Genomic DNA, 25,064 nt, shown 5'->3' with positions numbered 1-25,064 from the left:
GAGTCTATAATGGTGTTTTATGTTATTACTCTTCAGTATTCTGTGCTTCTGGGACCTCTTCGGGTTCTTCTTCGGGCTTGCCCATAAAGAACAACACAGCTCCTACGACGATCAAGCCTATTTTAATCCCCCAGGCAACGCCTTCTCCCCAGTTGTAAATCCACATAAGGATAGTTGGAACTCGGTCAAAAAAATTCAAAACAATGGCGAACAGGCCAAAAAAGGCCATATACATTCCAAGTTTACTCATAAGTCAATTGGTTTAGTTAATTACCTAAATATAGAAAATGTTTAGTAATCACCCCCCTAAGATGCGTTTTCTCAGGGCCGCTTTTGCCGCTTCATCGTCTCCGTGAAGCCACTGCAGCACGTTGTCTTCCCACATGGCGTCGCATTCTTTTTCGGTGAGTATTTCACGCTGTCGAGCCAAGTCTAAGATCTTTCCAGGGTAAGAGGACTGCGGAGCGCTCTCCATTTCCCCTAGCGGATACGGATCGTCCAGACCTACCAATACTTGCTTAGAGCCTTGGTTCTCTATTAGGAGTTTTAGCCCACCAGTATCGTGAACCAAAGTGTCAAAAAAGATGTTTCTATGTCCTACAGATTTCCGCGGATGCACCTTGCCTTCAAAAAGGTCAGGGCGACCGTCAAAACCTTGAATGCGCCGGCCTAAATTAATTTGTGCCAATTGACCGCCGTGGGCAAAACAAACCCGCATATTGGGGTATTTGTCCGCATAGCCATTGAGTGTCAAGAAATGGTACGCATCTGCACATTGCGCCAACATCCAGATCAGGTGAAAACGCCAAGCGGTGTTTTCGAGCAAGATGAATTTTTCTCCATCGTACGGATGGATCTCTACCGCTAAATTGTATTTACTAGCGAGTTCAAAGATCGGTTCATTTTCTTCGTCAAAGATACAGCGCCATGTCCCGATGGTGTCCATGTAGTGCGTAGGCAGGCATAATAGCTGCAAGCCCAATTCTTCTACACAGCGTTCAATTTCCCAGAGAGCTCCGCGCACAAAACCAGGATGCACTACGAAACCGCAAGTGAATTTAGAAGGGTTATCGTGCTGGATGCGCGCATTGAAATCGTTTTGAAATCGCAAGGCTTGTTTCATCTCTTCCAGACGCAAACCGTTGCCGTACAATTGCGATAAGTTCAAGACCACCGCATGATCGATCTTGTAGCGCTCCATCCACGCTAGTTTCTCATCTAAGAAGAAACTGGAATCGGTAACCGGTCGGCTCCAATTCTTTTGCAGCATGTATTTGCGATCCTTATCGACCCAAAAAATACCTTTCTCCTTCATAAAATCTGGAATCTCTTCCGGATAAGGGAGTAAATGCGAGTGTCCGTTTATGCGTAATTTTCTCTCCACCCTTCTAAGTTACAAACTTTTGGTTCTTCCGCCGTCTACAGGCAAATTAATCCCGTTTATATAACTGGCTGCTGGGGAGGCCAGAAAAGCCACTGCATTGGCAATTTCTTCTGGTTCTGCAAAACGTCTGCTAGGCACCAGCTGTCGCATAAAGGCTGCTGCCTCTTCTTCGGTCTTTTGGAATCTCTTGGAGGCGTTCTTTACTATATCGGCCAAGCGGTCTGTAGCGGTAAAGCCAGGTAGTACGTTGTTTACTGTTACTCCAGATGGCCCCAATTCGTTGGCCAAGGTTTTAGCCCAATTAGCTACTGCACCACGAATGGTGTTGCTTACACCGAGTCCGTCTATAGGTTGTTTTACAGAGGTGGAAATGATGTTGATTATTCTACCGTAACCATCTTTTTGCATTCCCGGGACCAAAGCTTGACTCAGCAACTGATTACACACCAGATGCTGTGCAAAGGCTTGAGTAAATTCTTCTGGAGCTGCACTGTAAATAGGACCTCCTTTGGGTCCTCCAGTATTATTGATCAATATGTGATAGTTCCTATCTTCAGGCAATTCTGCCAAGGCCGCTTTTAAATTCTCCGGATTGCTAAAATCGGCAACCAGAAAGTCGTGTGCTTCTTCTTGGTTATCCAGAGATTGTAAAACTGCTGTGAGCTTTTCTGCATTACGCGCAACCAAGGTCACTCGCGCTCCTAATGCGGCCAATGCTCGCGCAGAAGCTGCGCCTATTCCTGCTGATGCTCCGCAAACCAGAGCGTTCTTATCACTTAGATCTAAATTCATGTATTGGTTTTGTATTGAATGCAAATGTTTTTGGGTTCTGTAAAGAAACGCAAGGCCTCAAAGCCACCTTCTCGGCCTACACCACTGGCTTTTACACCGCCAAAAGGGGTTCGTAGATCGCGATTTAACCAGGTGTTCACCCAGACTATTCCAGCCTCTAGGGCCTTAGACACGCGTATACTTCGGTCTATATTGCTTGTCCAGACCGTAGCCGACAAGCCATAAGGTACATCGTTGGCTAGGGCTAGGGCTTCTTCTTCAGTTTTAAATGGCATAATGGTCACTACCGGACCAAAAATTTCTTCTTGCTGCAATCGGCATCGGGTGGTTCCCACTTCTATTACAGTAGGAGCTACATAATAACCATTAGGAGCTTCCTTGATCTGTAATTGTTGCCCTCCGCAGAGCAACTTCCCTTCGGATTCGGCCAAAGCCGTATAGCTTAAAATCTTCTCCATATGCTGCTTTGACACTACGGCTCCTAGGTCAATGCCAGCAGCTAGCGAGGGTCCTACCTTTAGAGCTTTGACCGCAGGTATAAAAGCTGCTTTGAACTTTTCATAAATTTCTTCTTGTACAAAGATGCGGCTGCCGCAAAGACATATTTGTCCTTGGTTGGCGAATGACGACTTCAAGCTTACTTGCAGCATCTTCTCAAAGTCGCAATCGGCAAAAATGATATTGGGATTCTTACCGCCCAATTCCAAAGACAACTTTTTGAACATCGGTGCAGCTGTCCTTGCAATAGCTGCCCCGGTAGTTGTTCCTCCTGTAAATGAAATGGCCTTGATGCCCGAATGCGCTACTATTGCCTGTCCTGCTTCTGGGCCTTTTCCGTGAACAATGTTTAATACACCTGCAGGCAGCCCAGCTTCATTGCAATATTTTCCGAGTAAGGCTGCGGTTACTGGTGTGATCTCACTCGGTTTGGCAACCACAGTATTTCCTGCGGCCAAGGCCGGAGCGATCTTCCAACTGAAAAGGTAGAGTGGTAAGTTCCAAGGAGAGATACAGCCAACCACGCCTAGAGGTTGCCGCAAAGTGAAATTGATAGAATCCGAAGCAAGATTCTCATGAGCCTCAGAAGCGAATTGAGTAATCGCATTTCCAAAGAATCTAAAGTTCGCCGATGCTCTCGGTATGTCTACCTTGGTAGCGAGCGCTAGCGGTTTCCCATTGTCCAAGGCTTCTGCTTTAGCTAATTTGTCTAGATCTGCTGCTATTAGGTCGGCCAGCTTAATTAAAATACTGCTGCGGGTCTCTATCGGGGTTTGTGACCAAGACGGAAATGCTTTTTTTGCAGCCTTATAAGCCCGCTCAACGTCTTTGACGTTGGATGCAGGGATCTGTTGGGAACGCTCCCCTGTACTGGGAACATAATTGTCCAACCACTGGTCGTCTATAGGGTCGCAATATTTACCGTCTATAAAGTTTTGCAGCTTTTCCATATTACAGCGGCTTATAAGCCATGGCTTTGATCTCTACCACCAAATTCGGATGCGGCAACTGATGTACTGCCACAGTAGTTCGAGCTGGTCCGGATTCTGAATTAAAGTACTCGCCATAGACTTCATTATAACCGGCAAAGTCATTCATGTTGACCAAAAAACTGGTTACATCGACAACATCTTCCATAGTAGCGCCTTCTGTGGCCAGATAATCTTTAATGTTTTCTAGGACTGCGCGAGTTTGCTCGCGAACATCCAAGCGCATGGTTCCCATTTCGTCAACTTGATGTACACCCGCAAAGCTGTTGTCAGGAAGTCGAGAACTGGTTCCACTGATGAATATAAAATCACCAACGCGTTTTACGTGTGGATAGGCTCCTCTGGGTTTAGCTTTGCCAGATACTAATCTACTCTTCATGCTTTTATACTTTATAGAAGATCGTCCTCGTGGAGGACTTCTTCCGTGTGATTCTTAACAATTTTCAATTTCTCCTCAAGGGCGAGGTCCTCCGGAAGCAATCCGTCGTCCAAAAGATTTAAGATCGCTTTGTCTTGAGCTCGTCCACGACGCATGGCCTCAGCATAAGGAATATCCTCGCTAAAGGTTACTAAAGAATATTTTGAAGAATAAGACTCCGGAAAATTACTTTCCAAGGCTGTTTCTACTTTTCTTTTGGCCTGAAACAATGGGTTGGCCGTGTGTTCTTTCATTTCATGGAAATTGTCCACGGCCAGATCAGCAATGGCGTCGGTATCTTTTTTACGTCGCTGGCTGAATAATTTAAAGGCCTGGCTCCAGTCGTCCTCGGTCTCGTCTAATATTTTATCAAATTCCACAACGTCCTCAAAGGAGGCGTTCATCCCTTGTCCGTAAAAAGGGACTATGGCGTGGGCCGCGTCACCCATTAGTAAAACCTTGCCATAAGCATCCCAAGGGGAACATTTTATCGTACCCAAAGGTGCTGTCGGATTCTCAAAGAATTCCTTGGCCAAATTGGGCATGAGTTCCAAGGTGTCTGGAAATTCGTTGGTGAAATATTCCATAACCTTTTCTTCGGAGGTCAGATTGTCGAAACAGTAATCGCTATTACTATAGGGTAAAAATAAAGTTACTGTAAAACTACCATCTAAGTTCGGAAGTGCTATCAACATATCTTCGCCTCTAGGCCAGATATGCAAAGCGCCTTTCTCGGTCTTGTAGCCGCCATTTGGAGCCGCCGGAATGGTCAATTCTTTATAGCCATGGGTAAGCCATTGTTGAGAGAAACTAAAGAGAAAGCGTTTGTGGTTAAACATGGCCTTACGCACCACGCTACCAGCTCCATCTGTACCAATAAGTACGTCTGCTTGATAACTGCGGACCTCGCCGGTCTTATAGTCTTTAAATGCAGCGGAGGCCTTCTCCAAGTCCACGCTGACACATTTTTGATCAAATATTATCTCCACGCCATCGTGAGCTTCTGCCGCGTCGAGCAGCAGTGCATTTAAGCCTGGGCGCGAAATGGAGTTGATGTATTCTCCCTCCCGACCACTATAGGGACTCAGAAAAGTATTTCCCTTAGGGTCATGGATCATACGCCCGAACATGGGGATACACAAGGCAGTAACCTCTTTTTCCAAACCGACCAATTTCATGCCCTTCATGCCGCGATTGGAGAAGGCTAGGTTAATCGATCTCCCAGCATCTTGAGTTACTTTCCTCAGATCTGGTCTGCGTTCCATTAGCGTAACGCGATGACCGCGCTGTGCCATCCGTAGGGCCAAAAGGCTTCCACAAAGTCCGGCGCCAACTATGAGTATATGTGAATTTTTCGCTGTCATTAATACAATTTAGCTAAGGCGTTCTTCAATCGATTTATAAATTCGTAGACATCTTCAAAGCGCGTGTAGAGTGCCGCCGGAGCGACTCTGATCACATCTGGCTCGCGCCAATCACTAATAACACCTTGGTCGGTTAGCGCATCGTGTAATTTTCGGTCCGCATTCTTTACTTGTATGCTTAATTGACTGCCTCTTTGCTGCGGATCGCTCGGCGTGATGATCTGAATATTAGGATCGCCCATATCGTTGAGCAAGAATTCTAAAAAGCCGGTAAGTTGCACACTCTTTTGCCTGATCTTATCAAAACCAGCATCCGCAAATACCTGAAGCGAAGCACGGATCGCAGCCATACTCAAAATAGGAGGGTTGCTGAGCTGCCATCCTTCGGCGCCCGGCAAAACATCAAATTCTTGGCGCATATTGAATCGGGATTCCTTGTTGTGACCCCACCAGCCAGCAAAACGTTTGAGTTCCGGATTGTGTCTGTGTCTTTCGTGTACAAAGCATCCGCCTAAACTTCCCGGGCCGCTGTTCAAGTATTTGTAGCTGCACCAGACCGCAAAATCAGCTCCGCATTCGTGTAAATTGGGTTGGATATTGCCCGCTCCGTGAGCGAGATCGAATCCTACCATAGCTCCGTGCTGGTGACCGAGCCTTGTTATTTCTTTTAGTGGAAAGGCCTGACCGCTGTAGTAATTGGTGCTGCCTATCATGATCAAGGCAACTTCGTCTTTGTTGTCGTTGAGCAGTCTTTCCAGGTCTTCCATGCGACAAATGGCCTCACCTTTGGGCGGATACCATAATAGCAAGCCGTCTTTTGGGTCGATCCCATGCATTTCCAATTGACTTTCTACCGCGTATTTGTCAGAAGGGAAGGCGTCACTTTCTATGATGATCTTGTAACGGGTCTTGGTAGGTCTGTAAAAGGAAACCATCATCAAGTGTAGATTCACCGTTAGGGTGTTCATAATGACCACTTCTTCTGGTTTTGCCCCGACTATTGCGGCCATTTGATCGGTTAGAAATTCGTGATAGGGCAGCCACGGTTTTCGTGCATGAGTATGTCCTTCAACACCCAATTTGGCCCAATCGTCAAGCTCTTGTTTAATGTATTGCTCTGTAGATTTGGGCTGAAGCCCTAGGGAGTTTCCGCAGAGATAGATCATTGGATTTCCGTGTGTGTCTGTTGGCAAATGAAACTGAGATCTGAAATCGCGAATCGGATCGTTTTGGTCGCATTGCTGCGCGTATTCCAAAGTGTTTTTGTGCATATCGGTCAGGTAAGTGGCGCCTCAAACAAAAGTAAGCAATTCTGATTGTTTTTTAAGGAGCCCTTAAATACCGAGTAACCAACGGATTCAAGGCTATAGTTTCCCAATTCTTTCTTACATTTAGCCAAAATTATCCCTGTGAAAAAAATTCTACTCGTTTTACTGCTTTGCATGACTACTTTTTGGAGTGCTGACGGGCAAAGTATAGCTAGAGAATGGAATGAGGAAGTACTCAATGCCATTAGAAATGACTTCGCCAGACCTACCGTACATGCCAGAAATTTATGGCATACCTCTGCGGCCATGTACGATGTTTGGGCAGTTTTTCATCCTGAGGCGCAGACCTATTTTCTAGGTCAGACCTTGGGAGATTTCAATATTCCTTTTGACGGTTTCGAGTCTTCTGTTCCTACAGAGGAGGCCTTGGAGGAGGCCTTGAGTTTTGCCGTTTTTAGAATCATGTTGAACAGATTTTCATCTTCTCCGGGCCAAGACAATATCTTCACTAGAATATTTGGACTGATGGAGGCCAAGGGATACGATGTTGCCAACGGCAGTACAGACTATTCCTCTGGAGATCCGGCAGCTTTAGGGAATTATTTAGCCCAGCAGATCATTGAATTTGGCCTGCAAGATGGGTCTAACGAAGCCAATGATTACGCCAACCGCTTTTACCAACCGGTAAACTCGCCTTTGGATACAGACGGTTCTGGTAATCCTGACATGGAATTTCCCAACCGCTGGCAGCCATTATTTATAGAAGGTTTTATAGACCAGAGCGGTAACGAGATTCCAGAAACTACTCCGGAGTTTTTAAGTCCAGAATGGGGCCAAGTTGCTTCTTTTGCCTTAAAAGATGAGGATCGCACCATTTATAACAGAGACGGATTTGATTACTGGGTATTTCACGACCCAACGGATCCTTCTTATATTCAAGACGGCCTGGGAATGGACGATGCCTACAAATGGGGCTTCACTTTGGTTAGCATATGGCAATCTCATCTAGATCCAACAGATGAGGTTATGATCGATATTTCTCCGGCGAGTATCGGGAACCTCAATGAATTCCCGGAGACCTTTGACGAGTACAAGGCGTTTTATGATCTTTTTAATGGAGGAGACCCGAGTCAGGGCCGTGAGATCAATCCAGTGACCGGCAATCCTTACGAACCTCAAATGGTGCCTCGCGGTGACTACGCTAGGGTTCTGGCCGAGTTCTGGGCAGACGGGCCTGATAGCGAAACACCTCCCGGACACTGGTTCACTATCATGAACTATGTGAATGACAATCCGCTTTTAGAGAAGCGTTTCAAAGGAGAAGGAGAAGAGCTTTCTGATCTGGAATGGGATATCAAGTCTTATTTTATCCTTGGGGGTGCTATGCACGATTCTGCGATCTCTGCTTGGGGTATCAAGGGTTGGTATGATTATACGCGCCCAATGACGGCAATTCGCTATATGGCAGAGCAGGGCCAGAGTACCGATCCGACTTTAGATAATTATCATCCGCACGGAATTCCTTTAGTTCCTGGTTATGTTGAAATAGTTGAGCCTGGCGATCCCTTGCAAGGGGCTTCGGGACAACATTTGGGTAAGATCAAGTTGTTTACTTGGAGAGGTCACGAGTACATCATAGACCCAGAGTTTGATACAGCAGGTGTAGGGTGGATACTGGCAGAAGAATGGTTCCCTTACCAACGTATTAGTTTTATTACTCCGCCTTTTGCGGGTTATGTATCGGGACATTCCACTTTTTCTAGAGCAGCCGCAGAAGTATTGACCATGCTTACCGGATCTGAATATTTTCCAGGTGGGATGGGCGTTTTCGAGATCCCTGCAAATGCTTTTTTGGAGTTTGAGATAGGGCCGACCGTAGACATGCAATTGCAATGGGCCACTTATCGCGACGCCTCAGACCAAACCAGTCTTTCACGTATCTGGGGAGGAATACATCCGCCTATAGACGATATTAGAGGCCGCAAGATCGGTATTGAGGTGGCAACAGATGCTTTTGCTTTGGCAGAGTCCTACTTTCACGGAACAGTGGATTCTGGTTCTCCGGCAGTAGCAGGTGACTTTATTTTTCCGAACCCTACAAGCGACTTCTTGACTGTTCAAGGAGCCACTAATGATGCTACAACAGTAGAGATTTACGATCTACAAGGCAGAAGAATATTGGTCACTCCTACGAACTTCGACGCGAACAACAGAACAACTTTAGACGTTTCTGCGCTTCGCTCGGGAGTTTACTTTGTGGTCTTAGTACGTGGCGAAGACGAAAAGCTAATGGTGCGACGCCTGCTTAAACAATAAGCTTAGTTAACCTTTATTCCGGTAAAATGTATGTTGACAGTCCCTAAACTGTCTTTATGTGTTTTGGCAAGATTCAATGGGCCGTACTTGGCGTAATCTTGCCAAGTGGTACTCATGCTTGCTTGTTCTGCATTGCTTTTGCGAAAAACCCACTCTTTAATGGTAAAGTCTTTTCCGTAATAAAAATCATAAGCATCTCCCGGAGTTTAACCACCCTCATTCTTATAGGTTATGGTGAGCACATCTAAAGTGTCTCCAGAAATCGGTGCTACCTGTGCAGATTGCTCGCTCAGTTCAGAATAGTCTGCATCCCACAGTAATTGGAAAGGTGCCAATAGCCAGTATTTGTCATTGATAAAGCCTGCATCGACTTGCGCTGTTGTACTGTCTACTTGTTTGTGATTGTAGCTAATGGTGTCTTGGGCAGACATCATGGTAACCATGCCACTTTTGGGTTCCCAAATCCAGCTGCGATCAAAGTGATTTTCCCCGCGGTCTACATTAAAGGTAAAGGCCAGCTTTTCAACACTGTCCCAATTTTCATAGCCGTGAGCCATAGCGATCTTTTCTGCTGTAGAAAGCTCTACTACTGTAGCTTGCTGAGGATCTGTATTTTCTTTGGTTTGCTGGCAACTGCTCAATACTAGGCAAAGGCCTAGACTTACAATGATGGTTTTCATAAATGGTCGGATGGTTGTTGTTATATATTAGTGGCTTTCTTCTTTGATCAATTCTGGGAATTTCTTCTGGAATCTTTTAAGCCGTGGAATAGAAACATTCTGAATGTATCTGTTATAGGGATTAAGGCGCTCATAATCTTGGTGGTAATCTTCTGCAACCCAAAATTTCTGAAAAGGCAATACTTGGGCAGCAACCTTTTGCTCTCCCAGTTGCTCATTGAGCTGCATGATCTTAGCGTCAATAATGGCCTTTTCTTGCTCGTTCTGATAAAAAATTATAGAACGGTATTGACTTCCTCTATCAGGACCCTGTCCGTTGACCTGAGTGATATTTTGAGATCCGAAGTACACATCGACCAAGGTTTTAAAACTTACAACATTAGGGTCGTAATAAACCTCTACAGCTTCTGCATGTCCGGTAAGTCCGGTATTGCTGCTTTCGTAGGTCGGGTTTTCTGTATGACCTCCGGAGTAACCATTGATCACTTCAGAGACACCTTTTACGCTTTCATAAATGGCTTCAACACACCAAAAACAACCGGAAGCAAAATAGGCTTTATGAAGGCCATCTTGGGGCTGCGTCTGAACAGGTTTTTGGTTCTGCTGCGCTAAGGCTTCGTCTTCTTTATTCTTTTCGTTGGATGATTGACAGGCTACATTTAAACTGCATAAAAGTAGACCGAGTACAAGGAGGGGTTTGCGATACATAGGTTCTGTTTTTATAAAGAGTCGGGGATGCGGTTAACTCCTTAAAGTGTCCTTTACAAATTTACAAAAAAAAGCCTCCAGAGAATTCTGAAGGCTTTGTTAATCTTTTTGTTTTGAGTAGGTTAGAGTTTGTCGAAAAACTTTGCCATTTTTTCGCGTTCCTCTTCTGCCAACTGCGGATCCACTAAGATACGACCACTGTGTTCGTCTGTAATGATCTTTTTGCGAGATGCGATCTCCATCTGAACCTGTGGTGGAATAGTAAAGAAAGATCCTCCAGAAGCACCACGCTCAATCGGCACAACGGCAAGCCCGTTCTTTGCGTTAGAACGAATACGCTTGTAGGCATTCACCAAACGCTCCTCTATTTTTTGTTCAAAGGATTCAGATTCTTTCAATAAAGCCTTTTCTTCCTTTTCGGTTTCCGCTAAGATCTCATCCAATTCATCGCGCTTGTGCTTTAAGTGCTCTTCGCGTTCCGCCAAACGAGCTTTGGTCTCTTCGATAACCTCTTTCTTTTGCTCGATCTGTGCCTTGAATTCTTTGATGTGCTTTTCTGCTAATTGGATCTCCAATTCTTGGAATTCGATTTCCTTGCTCAAAGAGTTGTACTCGCGATTGTTGCGAACGTTGTTCTGTTGCTCGCTGTATTTTTTGATCAGGGATTTAGACTCCTCTATGAGGTTCTTCTTGTCCTTGATGGAATCGTCGGTAAGGGCCAGGTCGGCATTTAGTTTTTCCAGACGAGTGTTCATTCCGGCAACTTCGTCTTCAAGGTCCTCTACTTCTAGTGGAAGTTCTCCACGTACGTTTCTGATCTCATCCACACGGCTGTCGATCAATTGCAGGTCGTAAAGGGCTCTCAGTTTCTCTTCAACAGTAGCTTCTGTCTTCTTGGCCATAATTACAGATAAAAAATTGGATTGGTATTAATCTCCGATAAAAGAACTGCAAAATTAGTAATTTTTTTGCTAAGATATTGTACAATTAAATTTTTTGTGTACTGTTCGCTTTCGTAGTGTCCAATGTCTACCAAAAGCAGCTGCTCTTCTGCGCTAAAGAAGTCGTGATATTTAAAGTCTGCACTAACATAGGCATCTACGCCTGCTGCTTTCGCAGCGCTTATGCCAAAGGCACCACTACCGCCAAGAACAGCTATTTTCTCAATTGGTTTGCCCAGTAGTTTACTGTGTCGAATTCCCCCGCAATGCATACGCGATTTTAGTAGGGCTAAGAATTCTGCTTCAGATAGCGGATTTTCAAAGGAGCCTATCATGCCCATTCCCAACTGCTTGTTTGTATTGCTAATAGGAATCAGGTCGTAAGCAACTTCTTCGTAACTGTGGGTCTTTATCAAGGCCGATACAACACGAGACTCGCAATGCTGAGGTACAAGTACCTCGATCCGGGTTTCTTTTTCGTAGTGGCGTTGTCCTTTGCTTCCCAAAGCTGGATTTGCATCCGCTCCGGGCTTAAAACTACCTTCGCCTTCTGAAGTAAAGGCGCACTCGCTGTACTGCCCGATGGCACCGGCGCCAGCTGTGAATAAGGCATCGAGTAGGGCCTTGCTCTCCTGTTGCGGTGCATAGGTGATCAGTTTCTTTAAAGTCCCTGCTTTTGGGATAAGTACCGAGGATTTTTGTGCCCCTAGCGTTTCTAATATCTGATGATTGACACCTTCCCAATTATTGTCCAAGGCCGTGTGAATGGCATAGATTGCAATGTCGTTCTTAATTGCCTTGAGAACTGCACGCTGGACATAATCGGCTCCAGTGAGCTTTTTTAAGCCTTTAAATATGATGGGATGGAAGCTCACTATTAGATTGCAACCCTTATCTACGGCCTCGTCAACTACAGCTTCTAAACAGTCCAAACTCACCAAAATTCCGCTGACTGTCTTAGCGCTATCACCGACCAACAGTCCGGTATTGTCAAAGTCTTCCGCATAGCTGCGTGGAGCCCATTGTTCCAAAAGGGCGATAACCTCTTTTATTTGCATAAGGTGTATTTTACCGTAAAGATAAAAAAGTATACTTTCGTGCTATGGCCGGTTTACGCAAAATGCTCACTCCCTTCTCCTTACTTTATAAAGGGGTTACTGACCTTCGTAACCTGATGTACGACAAAGAGCTGCTAAAATCCGAAGCCTATGAGCTCCCGGTGATCTGTGTGGGTAACCTCACGGTGGGTGGGACCGGGAAATCGCCTATGATAGAATACCTTATCCGCCTCTTGAAAGATGACTTTAAGGTTGCAGTGCTAAGCAGAGGCTACAAGCGCTCTACTCAGGGTTTTCTTTATGTAGAGCCTTCACATACTGCCAATGAGGTTGGCGATGAACCCTTGCAGATTAAAACTAAATATCCAAATATAACCGTCGCTGTTTGTGCAGATCGTCGTGAGGGGATCAGCAAGCTAAAGCCAAAGGCAGAGGTTATCTTATTGGACGATGCTTTCCAACATCGTAAGGTGAAGGCAGGCTACAATATCTTATTGACCACCTTTGACAAACCGTTTTTAGATGATATGCTCTTACCGGCCGGTGATCTTAGAGAATCAAGATCCGGAGCAAAAAGAGCAGATGCTATTGTGATCACTAAAATTCCTGGCAATGCGGCCTATGCAGCAGTTCAGGAATTGGAGTTCAGACTACGTGAGTATGCGGGTAAACCCATTTACAAAACTCGGATCGCCTATGCAGATCTAATAAAGAACAATCAAGGTTCAGAGCCTATAGCTTACTTAAAGGACAAAGCTTTTACTCTGGTCACAGGAATTGCCAATCCGGAGCCATTGATCACCTACCTGACCCAGCAAGGCTGTCGCTTTGAACTACAGCGATATCCAGATCATCATGAATTCACTAAAGCGCAATTAGACCTCATAGCTCGTAAGGAATTGGTGATCACTACAGAAAAGGATTATATGCGTCTGCGCGATAAGATCGACAAGAAAGCCTTGTATTACTTACCCATACAAACAGAATTCGTAGAGAAAGAAGGTTATTTTGAATCTGAGATCTTGGATTTTGTTCACGAATATTGGAACAAGATCGTTTAAACTGGCGTTTTGTTCATAAACAGCGTTCGGTGGATCTTCTCAAAGAACTCTTCTGTCTTGAATGGCTTTGGAATAATCTCATTGAATCCGGCTCTGTAGAATTCGTCCAGATTCTCGTCTATGGTAACAGCCGTTAAGGCAATGATAGGTAATTCCTTGTTGAATTCACGAATGCGCTGAGTGGCCTCGATACCACTGATACCCGGCATGTGAATGTCCATAAGTACAATATGGTAGTTGTTCTTGGTTACCATCTCAATGGCTGTTTCTCCATTGTCTGCCACATCGCACTTCATCTTGTTTTTCTCCAAGATCTTTTTGGTGATCATTTGGTTGATCTTGTTGTCTTCTACCACCAATACAGATAGATTCTCCAAGGCCACATAGTCAATATCGTAGATGATGTTATGCGGATTCTTATCTTCTTTGAACTGATCGGAGATCGCAAATCTGATATCGAAATAGAATTTTGAGCCTTTGCCCAATTGACTTTCCAATTGGATCTTGGAATTCATTAGTTGGAGTAGGTTCTTAACAATAGAAAGCCCGAGTCCAGTACCTCCAAATTTGCGATTGATCTGCAATGATCCTTGCGAGAAGGTCTCGAAAATACTCTTCTGTTTCTTCTTAGAAATTCCAACGCCATTATCTTCTACCTCAAAGTGCAGGTTTACGTGGTTTTCTGTTTCGCTGAGCTTTTGAACGCGCAGTACCACCTGCCCATTTTCTGTAAACTTAACCGAGTTACCGATAAGATTTATCAAGATCTGCGAGATCTTAAGCGGATCTCCCAGTAGTTTAGATGGGATACTTTCGTCAAACTCAAGCAGCAATTTGTTGTTCTTGTCTTCTGCGGATTTTTTCAAGGCGACCAACACATCATTTACGCGCTTCTTAAGGTTGAATGTGGTACGCTCTATTTCTACCTTATTGGCCTCTAGTTTGTTCAGGTCAAGAATGTTGTTGATCAGCGAAAGCAAATAATCTCCAGAGAATTTCAAGGAGTTCAAATGCTCCTTCTGATGCTCCAGCGGATTTTCTTCTAGGAGCAAGTGCGTAAGACCGGTCACAGCATAGAGCGGTGTTCTCAGCTCGTGGGTAATGGTAGACAAGAACTGCGCTTTGGCCAGCGAGGCCTTCTCAGCTCGTTCTTTGGCCAATTGCAATTCGCTGTTCTTCTCTTGGAGCAGATCGTTCGCCTTGGCTCGTAAATTATTGTTCTTATATAAAGACAGCGTTAATAGCGATAAAATGGTGATCAGCGCAATACTCAAGGTTGAGGTGAAATTGTTCATCTTAATGGAGCTGTCCTTGCGTTCCAGATTCGCTTCCAGTTCGGCAATGATCTCGTCGTATTCGCCCTTGTCTAAGCGGTATTGGTTGTCTGTAGCTAATAACTCGCTACTTATATCGCTTTGTGTATCTCTGCGCTCGTGATAGGTTTGTAAAAGACCGTAAGCGGCTTCAAAATTTCCTTTTTCCACTTGCATTTGGCTACTTACCAAATAACTGTCTGTTAGGATCTGCGCATAATTGTTTTCGCTACTAATAGCAACGGCTGCTTGCAGGGCAACTTCGGCCTGTGCTGCCGAGGTACTGTTGGGGCTATCAGAGAGTTCCAGTAAGGCCTTGGCTTTATTAAGCTGGGCCTGGGCTGTGTAATAGCCTAAATTGAGTTCTTGAAAGGTTGTTAATGAAGCTTCCAAGTAGTTTACGGCAGATGTAGGATTCTTGCGCTCCAAGGCTAAAAGTCCTTTGTTGAGTTGTATCCGCGCCATGGAGCTTTCATCTTCGCGACTTTCGTATATGGCAAAAGCCTTGTCCAAGCTGTTGGTGGCTTGGGTATAATCGCCATCTTTCATAAAGATCTGCGCCTGAACCAGGTAGGCTTCGGCTATTTCTGCGGAGCTTTCTTTGTCCTTTAAGAGTTCAATTACTGCGGATACGCGTTCTGAGGCTTTATCGAATTGCCTTACGCTGTAGTAGAATTTTGCTAATTCGTTATCACAAGAAGCCTCGAGCTCTACATCTTTTAAAGCCTCTGCCATATTGTGGGCCGTATTCAGGTCGGTGAGTACCGATCCTAGGTCTTGGCGAATAATAGCAGCTCTGGCTTGGTTTTGAAGGCGAATTATCTCGTTAATACTGTCTTGCCTTGAGGCCATAGGAGTGTCCTGCTCTTGGGCGGGGGAAGAGCATACTATAAGGAGGAACAAAGCCGTTATATATCGGATTAATTGGCTGTTCATGGACAAAATTCGGCTTAAATATAGTTATTTCTTACAAATCAAGCCGATTAAGTCCGCTAAACGTTGGGAATATCCACTTTCGTTATCGTACCAACCGATGATCTTTACCATACGTCCAATTACAGAAGTCATCCCAGAATCGAAGACGCAGGAATGCTTATTGCCTACAATATCAATGGAAACAATAGGGTCTTCGGTATAATCCAAAATACCTTTGAATTCACCGGCAGCGGCCTTTTTAAAAGCCGCATTTACTTCCTCTATGCTCACTTCGCGTTTTACATTAAAGGTAATGTCTGTCATAGAACCGTTGGGCACCGGGACTCGGATTCCGCAGCCTCCAATAACATCGGCAAGATCTGGAAATACCTTGGTCAAGGCCTTAGCAGCTCCGGTTGTGGTAGGAACTATAGATAAGCCTGCCGCACGGGCTCGTCGCAGGTCGCGATGTGGCTGGTCGTGTAGACTCTGATCTGTTGTATATGAATGCACCGTGGTGATATAGGCTTGTTCTACTCCGCAGAGTTGATCTATGATCTGCACCATAGGTGCGGCGTTATTGGTAGTACAAGAGGCGTTGGATATAATTTTTTCGTCTGCGTCCAATTGCTGCTGATTCACCCCGAGAATCACCATAGGGATATCATCTTCGTTAGGAGGGACGCTTAAGATCACTTTTTCAGCCCCCGCGCTCAGATGCCCTTCGAGCAAGTTGCGGTCTTTAAACTTTCCTGTAGCTTCCAGAACCACATCGACCCCTTGCCAATTACAGGCGTCGGGTGTTTTACCATTAGACAGCGGAATTGCTCGCTCACCAACTAAGATATGATCCGGAGTTGCGCTTATCGATTCTTGGAAAACACCGTGAATGCTATCGTACTTTAAAAGATGTGCTAAGGTTTTAGAATCTGCAAGATCATTGATAGCCACCACCTCAATATTGTCATGTTGGTGTACGGTCTTGAAGAAAGTACGACCTATTCGGCCAAATCCATTAATGGCAACCTTGATCTTGGCCATGACTTAAAGCTTAAGTAAGGTGTTTCTGGGCTTTGTAAGAAGAGCGAACCAAAGCGCCACTTTCTACGTGTCTAAAGCCCATTTCTAAACCAATTTCTTCGTACTTCTTAAACTGTTCTGGAGTGATAAACTCTTTTACAGGAAGGTGTTTTTTAGAAGGTTGTAAGTATTGACCAATAGTTACGATGTCTAAGCCAACCCCGCGCAGGTCTTCCATGGTCTGGAGTACCTCAGCTTCGGTTTCGCCCAGGCCAAGCATGATCCCACTTTTGGTTCGGGCAATGCCTTCTTGCTTTAAATAACGCAATACTTCTAAACTGCGTTCGTATTTGGCTTGGATTCGCACCTCACGTGTTAAACGCTTTACGGTTTCCATGTTGTGAGAAACAACCTCTGGTTTTACAGCTACTATGCGATCTATATGTCTGGTGATTCCTTGAAAGTCCGGAATTAGTGTTTCCAAGGTAGTATCTGGGTTCATTCTGCGGATGGCCTTCACGGTCTCTGCCCAAATGATGGATCCCATGTCTTTAAGGTCATCGCGGTCTACAGAAGTGATCACGGCGTGTTTTATATTCATCAGCTTTATAGAACGAGCGACCTTTTCAGGTTCGTCCCAAGCCACAGTTTCTGGCCGACCTGTCTTGACTCCGCAGAAACCACAAGAGCGGGTACAAATATTACCCAAGATCATAAAGGTGGCTGTTCCTTCTGTCCAGCATTCGCCCATATTCGGACAGCTACCAGAGGTACATATGGTGTGTAGATCGTATTTGTCTACCAAGCCGCGCAATTCGGTGTATTTCTTCCCGGTAGGAAGCTTTACCCGCAACCACTTGGGTTTGGCTGTTGTTCTTGTAGGTGTTGCTTCTTGAATTTCCATAACCAATTTTACATTACAAAGTTACGAAGATTGCATTTAAAAGACTAAATGGTAAAAAGATACCAAATGCTAAAACCGATAAGGGTGATCATTCCTATCCAGGCCAACAGGTATAAGGGTTTAGACGGTTTATGATCTTCTGGCATATGCTTGCTGGTCACCAGACGCATATTGAGTCCGGCGTAAAATGGGGCTGTTAAAAAGGAGAGGACTGTAGCTACTTGGATCAAGACTCCCATAAGACCTTCGACTCTGGTGAGCAAAATAAAGATGGTTGTAGTTCCAACTACTAAGATGATTAACCAAGTTAGGTAGGCCTTAGGCATTTCGCGTTCACGCAGCAGTTCTGTGGTCTGGGCCATGGCTCTGGGCGATGCGTCCAAAGTTGTTAGGGTAGTGCTGAACATAGTGGTTAGGGCGGCAATTCCAATGATATAGCGTGTTCCTTCACCTAAGTTTACGGTGTACATTTCTATCAATTGATTCGCAAAGGCTCCGCCACTGGAAGAGAATTGCGCTCCGCTGCCATACATGACCAAGCCGCCAAGCAATAAGAAACAAATTGCCAAGACTATGGTGGCGATGTATCCCACATTGAAATCGAACCGGGATTGCTCCGCAGAAATACCAGCCGTGATCTTTTTCTTCTCTAAGGTCCACATGGAATGCCAGATCGATATGTCGAGTGGAGCAGGCATCCAGCCCATAAAGGCGATCAAGAAACCTATGCCCACAGCAGTGTCTGGAATTTGTTGCGCCCAACTGACATCCGCAGTATTCTTAAATGCAAGTGCAACAGCAATTAGAGTACTTATGGTAAGACAAACTATGATGATCTTCATTAGGGTATCCAAAAATCTGTAACGGCCCAAGATCAAGAACAGAAAACAGACACCTGTAATAATGGCGCTCCAGAGGGCAGTGTCTTGACCTCCGAACAAACTGCTGGCAATACCGGAAGTCACAATGGTGACAGCGGTCTGTATGGTGAACATCGTGGCAAGGGTGATTATAAAGTACGCCACTAAAGCCGGTCGGCCCAGTTTTTTGTAACCTTCCAAAAGACTTTCTCCTGTTGCCATGGCATAGCGAGGGCCAAACTCAAAGAAAGGGTATTTGACTATGTTGATAAGCAGTAGTGCCCATAGCAGGCCGAGGCCAAAATCGGCACCAGCTCTTGTAGATTGTACCAAATGGGAAACGCCAATGGCAGCTCCCGCAAACAGAAAGCCTGGGCCAAATTTACGTATGGCTTTTGCCCATTGCATCAGCCTTCTCTTTTGGTTTTGATAAGCGCAGCCAAAAGGTTTTTGGCTCGCAGGAGTTTAACTTTCACATTGCTCAGAGATTCGTCCATTAGTGCTGCGATCTCGTTATAGGATTTCTCTTGGAAATAGCGCAGATTGATCACCTCCTGGTAATGCGGCTTGAGCTGTTTGATCATTAATAACAGTTCTGCAAGATTTTGTTCAGTGATGAGTTTATCTTCTGCCGTTGGCGCACTATCTGGTATTTTTTTAAGCTGTTCGCTGGCCAGGTTTCTACGATCTATCTCTGGCTGGCTATTCTTTTTTCTGGACTTATCGATCTGTAGGTTCTTGGAAATTGTGATAAGCCAAGTACTAAACGCGTATTTAGGGTCGTAAGTAGCTAATTTGTCAAAGGCCTTAGAAAAGGTCTGAATGGTAATTTCTTCCGCTTCGTATTCATCTTTAAGGCGTTTGAGTTGAAAGCCATAAACCTGGTTCCAGTAAGTGTTTAGCAAGGTGTTAAAGGCAATTTGGTCTCCTTTAAGTGCTTTTTCTATGGCTTCGGTAATCTTTTGGTCGTTTATTTCCAAGTGGGTTTTGGGCTTACCAGGTTGGTTATAAATATACTCAATTGCGTACAGATGAGAAATAATTCTAAGACAGGTGCGGCAACTATCAAGGCACCGGCCCTTAGTTTCTTGGCAGCTCCCCAATAAGATATCCATTGTAACAGGCTGCGCAGACCAAAGTAGAGTAGTGCGAGTTTCCATTGCGTAAGCGCGAGCAGGACCAGTACAAGCCAAAAGGCCAAATTTCCGAGATAGTAGAGGCCTAAACTCGCCTTAAAAAAGCTGCGATAGTGGTTTGCCGTACTTATATGTCTGCGCTTTTGTCTGAACCAATCTCCAAAGCTCTTTTTGGGTTCCGAGAAGGTGTGACACTTCGGATCGATGCAATAAGTGGTGTTTTCGCTAGTGGTAGCTTCATTTACAAAAAGATCGTCGTCTCCAGATTGCAGCTGAATGTGAGAGGCGAAACCCTTCTGTTTTTCGAATAAGATCTTGGTATAGCCCAAATTTCGTCCTACACCCATATAGGCTTTTCCGGCATGAGCGTATGCGAGGTATTGCAAGCCGGTAATAAAGGTTTCATAGCGGATCAATGCATTGAGTAGGCCAGCCCTTTTCTGATGTTTTCCGTAGCCCAATACCAAATGTTTCTCTGAGCTGAAGTATCTGCTGAGTTCACTCAGCCAGGCATTAGAAGCCGGGATGCAGTCTGCGTCTGTAAAGATCAGTCGGGTGTGTTTGGCTTTTTTGATCCCCAAGGTCAGCGCGTATTTTTTAGAATTGTGAAAGCGTTCGTTGGCCTTAACATAAACCGGTGTGATCCTAGGGTCAAGGTCTGAAAAACGATCGATCACCGCTGCGGTCTCGTCGGTAGAAGCATCGTCGATGAGCACCAATTCAAAGTCCGGATGGTCTTGTTCTAACCAAATGGGAATGTGCTTCTGTAGATTTTCGGCCTCGTTCTTGGCACAAACCAATAAACTTACCGGATATACTTTTTGAGTTTGTGGTTTCGGACTTTTACCAAATCCGAAGTAGATAAAAAGAATGTAATACAGCAGATTAACAGCCAGAACGCCCAGTGCTATGTAGCCCAGTGGCGTCAATGTAAATTACTTGGAAGCTTCGTTACAGTTGCCAAATTCGCTCGGCATTTTGCCGCAGAAACCACAGGCCTCGCCTTCTTTGTTCAGCATGGGGTTTTGACTGGCACAGGTTCCGGCAAATTCGCCGTCTTTCTTGGCCCAGATCTTAATGGCGATCCCCGCAAAGGCAACTAACAAAAGTCCTAAAGTGAGTAAAAGTAATTTCATCCTTACAGCTTTTTGGTGTTAAACAAGATGCAAGTTTTAATTGCAACCTCATTTACAGTGCAAAAATACAATCTTTTGATATCTTTAAGTCGATGTGGACTGCAAAAAATTACGGGATACTCTCGCTGTTGTGCTTACTGTTTGCAGCTTGTAAACAAGAGGTGAAGCCTGCGCCGGCTCCTACAGAAGTGGTGGAGCTACAAGATACGCTGAGTTCATCTGCAATAGCTGAAAAGCTTGCTGTGGTTGACGGACTACACTTGCGGCTTTCAGAACGCGTAGATCAAGCTAGAGGCGAATCAACCAATTATAAAGCATTTATTGAGCAGTTGAAATATTCAAAGTCACAGCACACCCTGGTAATTCCAAAAGGAGCATTGGGGCCTTGCGAGAATTGCCCGCCTTTGGATTGGAACGATTATTTACTCAAACAAGTCTTAGGTACGCCACAACTTATGAAAGAGATCAACGGCTTTCGTCCGCAGTTGGGTGTAAAAAGTGAAAATGGAAAACAGTGGATCTTTACTCGTGCAACCGATAGTCTGTTGGTTAGGGAACAATCGGGCCAGTTGTATTTATTGTGGCAAACCGACATACGAGCCTCCAACGGACTCTTGCATATTCTAAAACCTATAGACAGCCTATCAAATTGACCTCCGCCTGTAAGGCGATATTGAACTTAGCCAATACTTCTTTTTGAATGCGTTGGGCTAAATTCCAGATCTCTTGTCCTGTAGCCGTACCGTGATTGACCAAGACCAAGGCTTGCTTGTCGTGTACGCCGGCATCGCCGAAACGCTTTCCTTTAAACCCAGCTTGTTCTATAAGCCATCCGGCCGGAATTTTAACTGCTGTTGCGTCTACTTCGTAAAAAGGAGCATCGGGATATGCAGCGTGAAAACTGTCGAAAGCTGTTCGAGAGATCACGGGGTTTTTAAAGAAACTCCCGCTATTGCCAATTTTCGCAGGGTCGGGCAATTTGCTACTTCTGATATTGATGACCGCCTGAGCGATACTCTTTAGACTTGGCTGCTCTTCTAAACGTTCCAGTTCTGCAGCTATGGCTCCATACGAAGTGGAGAGCTTGTGATCTTTAAGACTGAGTTTTAAACAGACCTCAGTAATGATATATTTTCCTTTTAAGGCGTTTTTAAACACAGAATCGCGGTAGCCGAACTCGCAGTCCTTTAGCGAGAATTCTTTTGTTTTTCCGCTGGAGATCTCCACCGCGCTACAGCTCACAAACACATCTTTGAGCTCAACGCCATAGGCTCCAATATTTTGAATAGGAGCAGCGCCTATCTTACCGGGGATCAGCGCTAAATTTTCTATTCCGCCCAAGTCATTCTCTACACAATACATTACGGTTTGGTGCCAATTTTCACCGGCCTGAAACCCCAAGATCACCTCCCTGTCATTACGAGCTATTTCTCGGATCCCTTTATTGTTAATGTAGAGCACTGTTTTGTCAAGATCGTTGCAGAGCAACATATTGCTTCCGCCGCCAAGGATAAAATAATCTTTAGGATCATTTTGCGCTAAGAGGTCTTTGAGTTGACCTTCACTGCTTATCTCTATAAAAGCTGCAGCTTGCGCATCAATGCCAAAGGTGTTGTATGTCTTTAATGAGGTAGGCAATAGTTAATCCTTATAAACGGATAAAGCCGCTTTTAATATGGCCACAGCACGTTTGAGTTTATCTTCGTTCAAAACATAGGCGATACGCACCTGATTCTTTCCAACTCCTTCAGACGAATAAAATCCTGCCGCAGGAGCAACCATTACTGTCTCGCCGTTTAGGTCAAAAGATTCCAGCAGCCATTGGGCAAATTTATCTGAATCTTTTACCGGCAGTTGTGCAATACAATAAAAAGCGCCCTTGGGTTTTCCAACAACTACTCCAGGGATCTCTTGCAATCCTTCAATTAAGGTGTCTCGTCTGGAACGGTATTCTGTTTTTACCTCTTCAAAATACGAATTTGGCGTATCTAGGGCAGCTTCGCTTGCTATCTGTGCAAAGGTTGGAGGGCTCAAGCGGGCCTGGGCGAATTTCATGGCCGTTTTCATTACTCCTTTGTTTTTAGAGACCAAACATCCAATACGAGCCCCGCACATACTGTAGCGTTTGGAAACAGAATCTACAATAATGGCGTGCTCTTCTAGACCGGCCTCTTGTAAAATGGAGTAATGTGGCTCATCTCCATAAGTGAATTCTCTGTAAACTTCGTCTGCAACTAAGAAGAGGTCGTGTTTTTTAACCAAGGCAGCCAACTTTTGGATCTCGGCCTTGGAGTATAGATAACCTGTTGGGTTTCCTGGGTTACAGATCAGGATCGCCTTGGTCTTTTCGGTAATGAGTTGTTCAAAGTCTTCTATCGGGGGAAGGGCAAAATTGTCTTCTATTTTAGAGATCACCGGAACGATCTCAACCCCAGAGGCTGTTGCAAAACCATTGTAATTGGCGTAAAAAGGCTCTGGAATGATGATCTGATCTCCAGCATCTGCAATACAGCCCATAGCAAAAAGTAAGGCCTCGCTTCCACCTGTGGTCACTATGATATCATTTGCGCCTACATGAATATTGTGTTTGGCGTAATAAGCCGCTATTTTTTCTCTGTACTGATCAGAACCCTCACTTCTAGAATAGGCCAATACCTCTACCTGATTATTCTTTATGGCGTCTAGTGCTACCTGAGGAGTTTTGATATCGGGTTGCCCAATGTTGAGGTGATGGATGGTTTTACCTTGCTTTATTGCGGCTTCTGCGAACGGAACCAACTTTCTAATGGGCGATTCCGGCATAGCAAGCCCCTTCTGAGAAATTGCAGGCATAGCGAACAGTTAAATAGTTAAAATTCTACTTCGAAAGGCAAAGATAAAGTAACATTCGCTTAAGTTTTATAACTTATACTAGAAATTCGTTCTCCTTGAAAAAACTGTTGCTTATCTGCTCATTTCTAGCCTTTGGGACACACTTGGGCCAAGGAAATTTTGAGCTACCCAAAGGGGTTGTCAGTAACAAGATCGATTTTCAGTTTCTGAGCAATTTGGTAATAGTACCTGTAGAGCTGAACGGAGTTACTTTGGACTTTTTACTGGATACTGGTGTTAATGCTACCATTCTTTTCAGCATAGAGAATAAAGATTCCATTCAACTCAATAATACCCAACCTGTAAAATTGCGAGGCTTGGGCACCGGCAGCTCCATAGAGGCCATAAAATCTACCAACAATACCTTTAGAATTGGCGATGCTGTAAACAGGAACCAAAGTATCTATATCGTTTTTGACGAAGACCTGAATTTCTCACCGCGCCTCGGGGAGGCTGTTCACGGGATCATCGGCTATGATTTTTTTAAAAACTTTGTGGTGGAGACCAATTATGTTAGGGAGCAACTCACTTTTTACGAACCCGAGTTCTATCAGGCTCCGCAGTGTAAAAAATGCTTTAGGGCGCCGCTGCGTTTCTACAACAATAAGCCTTATGTGGAATTGGAGGCCACTGTGGGAAAAGTTACCGACACCGTTACCGTGCTATTAGATTCAGGTTCTGGTGATGCGCTTTGGCTGCTCAAAGACAAAGAACCTTGGCTCAAGGTGCCAAAAAAGCATTTTCGAGACTTTCTCGGCCTAGGGCTAAACGGCAATATCTTTGGAGATCGCTCGCGGATTTCAGGGGTAAGATTGGGCGATTATTTCCTTCGGGATGTGAACACGGCATTTCCCGACAAAAATGCATTTGGGAATATTAACCTGTTTAAAGCCAGAGACGGTTCTATGGGAGGTGAACTGCTCAAACGGTTTACAACCATTATCAACTATCCGGGCCGGGAGCTGATCCTTAAGAAGAACCGTTATTTCAATCAGCCTTTCTATTACAACATGAGTGGGTTGACCTTACAGCACAACGGATACGAATATGTAAAGGAGAAACTTGCCGGTACCAATAAGTCCAAGTACGGTAATGACCCGAACAATGTGAAGAACGAGGTCATCATGTACGAGACACAACAACTCTACGCGATTAAACTCGCACCTAAAATTGAGGTAGCTGAGGTGCGCAAAGGTTCGCCTGCCTATGAGGCGGGAATGCGCTCCGGAGACATACTGACCCATTTGAACGGAGAACCTATTCACCGATTTGGTTTACAAGAGCTCAACGCCCTGTTTCACTCTAAAGAAGGCAAACTGCTGCGATTTCAAGTGAATCGCAACGGCTATAATCTTCGTATTGCCTTTAAACTAAAACGCGTGCTATAAAAAAACCCCGCCATTGGCAGGGTTTTTAATATAAGAATATTGCT

The 25,064-nt window shown here is 44.8% G+C and carries 24 protein-coding genes; 4 read left to right on the top strand and 20 right to left on the bottom strand.

Going from position 1 to position 25,064, the window contains the following annotated elements; all coding sequences use genetic code 11:
* Window positions 1–25 precede the first annotated feature (25 nt).
* From BTO09_RS02720 to kynU, 7 genes are read right to left on the bottom strand one after another with little or no spacing between them, the layout of a single operon-like run.
* Entirely contained in the window at window positions 26–250 is a 225-nt protein-coding gene (locus BTO09_RS02720) for a hypothetical protein (protein ID WP_087523201.1), read from the bottom strand.
* Window positions 251–298: 48 nt separating this feature from the next.
* Window positions 299–1,384: an amidohydrolase family protein gene (locus BTO09_RS02715; RefSeq protein ID WP_087523200.1), complete on the bottom strand. Its 1,086-nt coding sequence runs from the start codon at window positions 1,382–1,384 to the stop codon at window positions 299–301.
* A gap of 9 nt (window positions 1,385–1,393) precedes the next feature.
* Window positions 1,394–2,176 carry an SDR family oxidoreductase gene (locus BTO09_RS02710; protein WP_087523199.1) on the bottom strand — a complete coding sequence of 261 codons (783 nt, stop codon included), beginning with the start codon at window positions 2,174–2,176 and terminating at the stop codon, window positions 1,394–1,396.
* On the bottom strand, window positions 2,173–3,624 hold the full coding sequence (locus BTO09_RS02705; RefSeq protein WP_087523198.1) for an aldehyde dehydrogenase: 1,452 nt from the start codon (window positions 3,622–3,624) through the stop codon (window positions 2,173–2,175). Before BTO09_RS02705 ends, BTO09_RS02710 begins: the two co-directional genes overlap by 4 nt.
* Window position 3,625: 1 nt before the next feature.
* Complete coding sequence (locus tag BTO09_RS02700; protein WP_198356521.1) at window positions 3,626–4,042, bottom strand: RidA family protein; 417 nt, start codon at window positions 4,040–4,042, stop codon at window positions 3,626–3,628.
* A gap of 11 nt (window positions 4,043–4,053) precedes the next feature.
* Window positions 4,054–5,445: an NAD(P)/FAD-dependent oxidoreductase gene (locus BTO09_RS02695; RefSeq protein ID WP_087523196.1), complete on the bottom strand. Its 1,392-nt coding sequence runs from the start codon at window positions 5,443–5,445 to the stop codon at window positions 4,054–4,056.
* Entirely contained in the window at window positions 5,445–6,716 is a 1,272-nt protein-coding gene (gene kynU / locus BTO09_RS02690) for a kynureninase (protein WP_087523195.1), read from the bottom strand. Before kynU ends, BTO09_RS02695 begins: the two co-directional genes overlap by 1 nt.
* Before the next feature lie 138 nt (window positions 6,717–6,854).
* Here kynU and BTO09_RS02685 point away from each other — a divergent pair, with 138 nt between their 5' ends.
* The gene (locus BTO09_RS02685; RefSeq protein ID WP_157663409.1) at window positions 6,855–9,029 is read left to right on the top strand and encodes a T9SS type A sorting domain-containing protein; all 2,175 of its coding nucleotides are present in this window, start codon (window positions 6,855–6,857) and stop codon (window positions 9,027–9,029) included.
* A 206-nt stretch (window positions 9,030–9,235) separates the two neighbouring features.
* Here the strand turns inward: BTO09_RS02685 and BTO09_RS02680 are convergent, their stop codons facing one another.
* The 4 genes from BTO09_RS02680 to BTO09_RS02665 form a co-directional block, all read right to left on the bottom strand.
* On the bottom strand, window positions 9,236–9,709 hold the full coding sequence (locus tag BTO09_RS02680; RefSeq protein ID WP_232454987.1) for a hypothetical protein: 474 nt from the start codon (window positions 9,707–9,709) through the stop codon (window positions 9,236–9,238).
* A gap of 27 nt (window positions 9,710–9,736) precedes the next feature.
* Window positions 9,737–10,417 (bottom strand): peptide-methionine (S)-S-oxide reductase MsrA, encoded by a 681-nt coding sequence (gene msrA, locus BTO09_RS02675; RefSeq protein ID WP_087523193.1) that lies wholly within the window; start codon window positions 10,415–10,417, stop codon window positions 9,737–9,739.
* A gap of 122 nt (window positions 10,418–10,539) precedes the next feature.
* Window positions 10,540–11,319 carry a zinc ribbon domain-containing protein gene (locus BTO09_RS02670; RefSeq protein ID WP_087523192.1) on the bottom strand — a complete coding sequence of 260 codons (780 nt, stop codon included), beginning with the start codon at window positions 11,317–11,319 and terminating at the stop codon, window positions 10,540–10,542.
* Window positions 11,320–11,321: 2 nt separating this feature from the next.
* Window positions 11,322–12,416 carry a Nif3-like dinuclear metal center hexameric protein gene (locus BTO09_RS02665; protein WP_087523191.1) on the bottom strand — a complete coding sequence of 365 codons (1,095 nt, stop codon included), beginning with the start codon at window positions 12,414–12,416 and terminating at the stop codon, window positions 11,322–11,324.
* A 44-nt stretch (window positions 12,417–12,460) separates the two neighbouring features.
* Here BTO09_RS02665 and lpxK point away from each other — a divergent pair, with 44 nt between their 5' ends.
* Window positions 12,461–13,477, top strand: a complete 1,017-nt coding sequence (gene lpxK, locus BTO09_RS02660) for a tetraacyldisaccharide 4'-kinase (RefSeq protein ID WP_087523190.1) — start codon at window positions 12,461–12,463, stop codon at window positions 13,475–13,477.
* On the opposite strand, the gene BTO09_RS02655 is transcribed toward lpxK, so the two are convergent.
* From BTO09_RS02655 to BTO09_RS02625, 7 genes are read right to left on the bottom strand one after another with little or no spacing between them, the layout of a single operon-like run.
* The gene (locus BTO09_RS02655; RefSeq protein WP_087523189.1) at window positions 13,474–15,726 is read right to left on the bottom strand and encodes a response regulator; all 2,253 of its coding nucleotides are present in this window, start codon (window positions 15,724–15,726) and stop codon (window positions 13,474–13,476) included. The two genes, lpxK and BTO09_RS02655, sit on opposite strands and share 4 nt — an antisense overlap.
* Before the next feature lie 24 nt (window positions 15,727–15,750).
* A complete protein-coding gene (gap, locus tag BTO09_RS02650) occupies window positions 15,751–16,746 on the bottom strand; it encodes a type I glyceraldehyde-3-phosphate dehydrogenase (protein WP_087523188.1) in 996 nt (331 codons plus the stop codon).
* Window positions 16,747–16,756: 10 nt separating this feature from the next.
* The gene (gene lipA, locus BTO09_RS02645; RefSeq protein ID WP_087523187.1) at window positions 16,757–17,629 is read right to left on the bottom strand and encodes a lipoyl synthase; all 873 of its coding nucleotides are present in this window, start codon (window positions 17,627–17,629) and stop codon (window positions 16,757–16,759) included.
* A 44-nt stretch (window positions 17,630–17,673) separates the two neighbouring features.
* Window positions 17,674–18,897: an Nramp family divalent metal transporter gene (locus BTO09_RS02640; protein WP_087523186.1), complete on the bottom strand. Its 1,224-nt coding sequence runs from the start codon at window positions 18,895–18,897 to the stop codon at window positions 17,674–17,676.
* Window positions 18,897–19,469: an RNA polymerase sigma factor gene (locus tag BTO09_RS02635; protein ID WP_157663408.1), complete on the bottom strand. Its 573-nt coding sequence runs from the start codon at window positions 19,467–19,469 to the stop codon at window positions 18,897–18,899. The genes BTO09_RS02640 and BTO09_RS02635 overlap by 1 nt, the downstream gene beginning before the upstream one ends.
* Window positions 19,460–20,554, bottom strand: a complete 1,095-nt coding sequence (locus BTO09_RS02630; protein ID WP_087523185.1) for a glycosyltransferase — start codon at window positions 20,552–20,554, stop codon at window positions 19,460–19,462. Before BTO09_RS02630 ends, BTO09_RS02635 begins: the two co-directional genes overlap by 10 nt.
* 6 nt (window positions 20,555–20,560) lie before the next feature.
* Window positions 20,561–20,761 (bottom strand): membrane or secreted protein, encoded by a 201-nt coding sequence (locus BTO09_RS02625; RefSeq protein ID WP_087523184.1) that lies wholly within the window; start codon window positions 20,759–20,761, stop codon window positions 20,561–20,563.
* 92 nt (window positions 20,762–20,853) lie between these two features.
* Here BTO09_RS02625 and BTO09_RS02620 point away from each other — a divergent pair, with 92 nt between their 5' ends.
* Window positions 20,854–21,414, top strand: a complete 561-nt coding sequence (locus BTO09_RS02620) for a hypothetical protein (protein WP_087523183.1) — start codon at window positions 20,854–20,856, stop codon at window positions 21,412–21,414.
* Here BTO09_RS02620 and murB read toward each other — a convergent pair.
* Both murB and BTO09_RS02610 read right to left on the bottom strand, forming a co-directional pair.
* Window positions 21,392–22,399: a UDP-N-acetylmuramate dehydrogenase gene (murB, locus tag BTO09_RS02615; protein ID WP_087523182.1), complete on the bottom strand. Its 1,008-nt coding sequence runs from the start codon at window positions 22,397–22,399 to the stop codon at window positions 21,392–21,394. The two genes, BTO09_RS02620 and murB, sit on opposite strands and share 23 nt — an antisense overlap.
* Window positions 22,400–22,402: 3 nt before the next feature.
* Window positions 22,403–23,593, bottom strand: a complete 1,191-nt coding sequence (locus BTO09_RS02610) for a pyridoxal phosphate-dependent aminotransferase (RefSeq protein WP_087523181.1) — start codon at window positions 23,591–23,593, stop codon at window positions 22,403–22,405.
* Window positions 23,594–23,688: 95 nt separating this feature from the next.
* On the opposite strand from BTO09_RS02610, the gene BTO09_RS02605 reads away from it, so the two are divergent.
* Window positions 23,689–25,020: an aspartyl protease family protein gene (locus BTO09_RS02605; RefSeq protein ID WP_087523180.1), complete on the top strand. Its 1,332-nt coding sequence runs from the start codon at window positions 23,689–23,691 to the stop codon at window positions 25,018–25,020.
* Window positions 25,021–25,064: the final 44 nt, after the last annotated feature.

The sequence above is a fragment of the Gilvibacter sp. SZ-19 genome (assembly GCF_002163875.1).
In the GTDB taxonomy this organism is placed as follows: Bacteria; Bacteroidota; Bacteroidia; order Flavobacteriales; family Flavobacteriaceae; genus Gilvibacter.
Note: the sequence above shows the minus strand (reverse complement) of the source record. Positions and strands in the feature narration are given on the sequence as shown.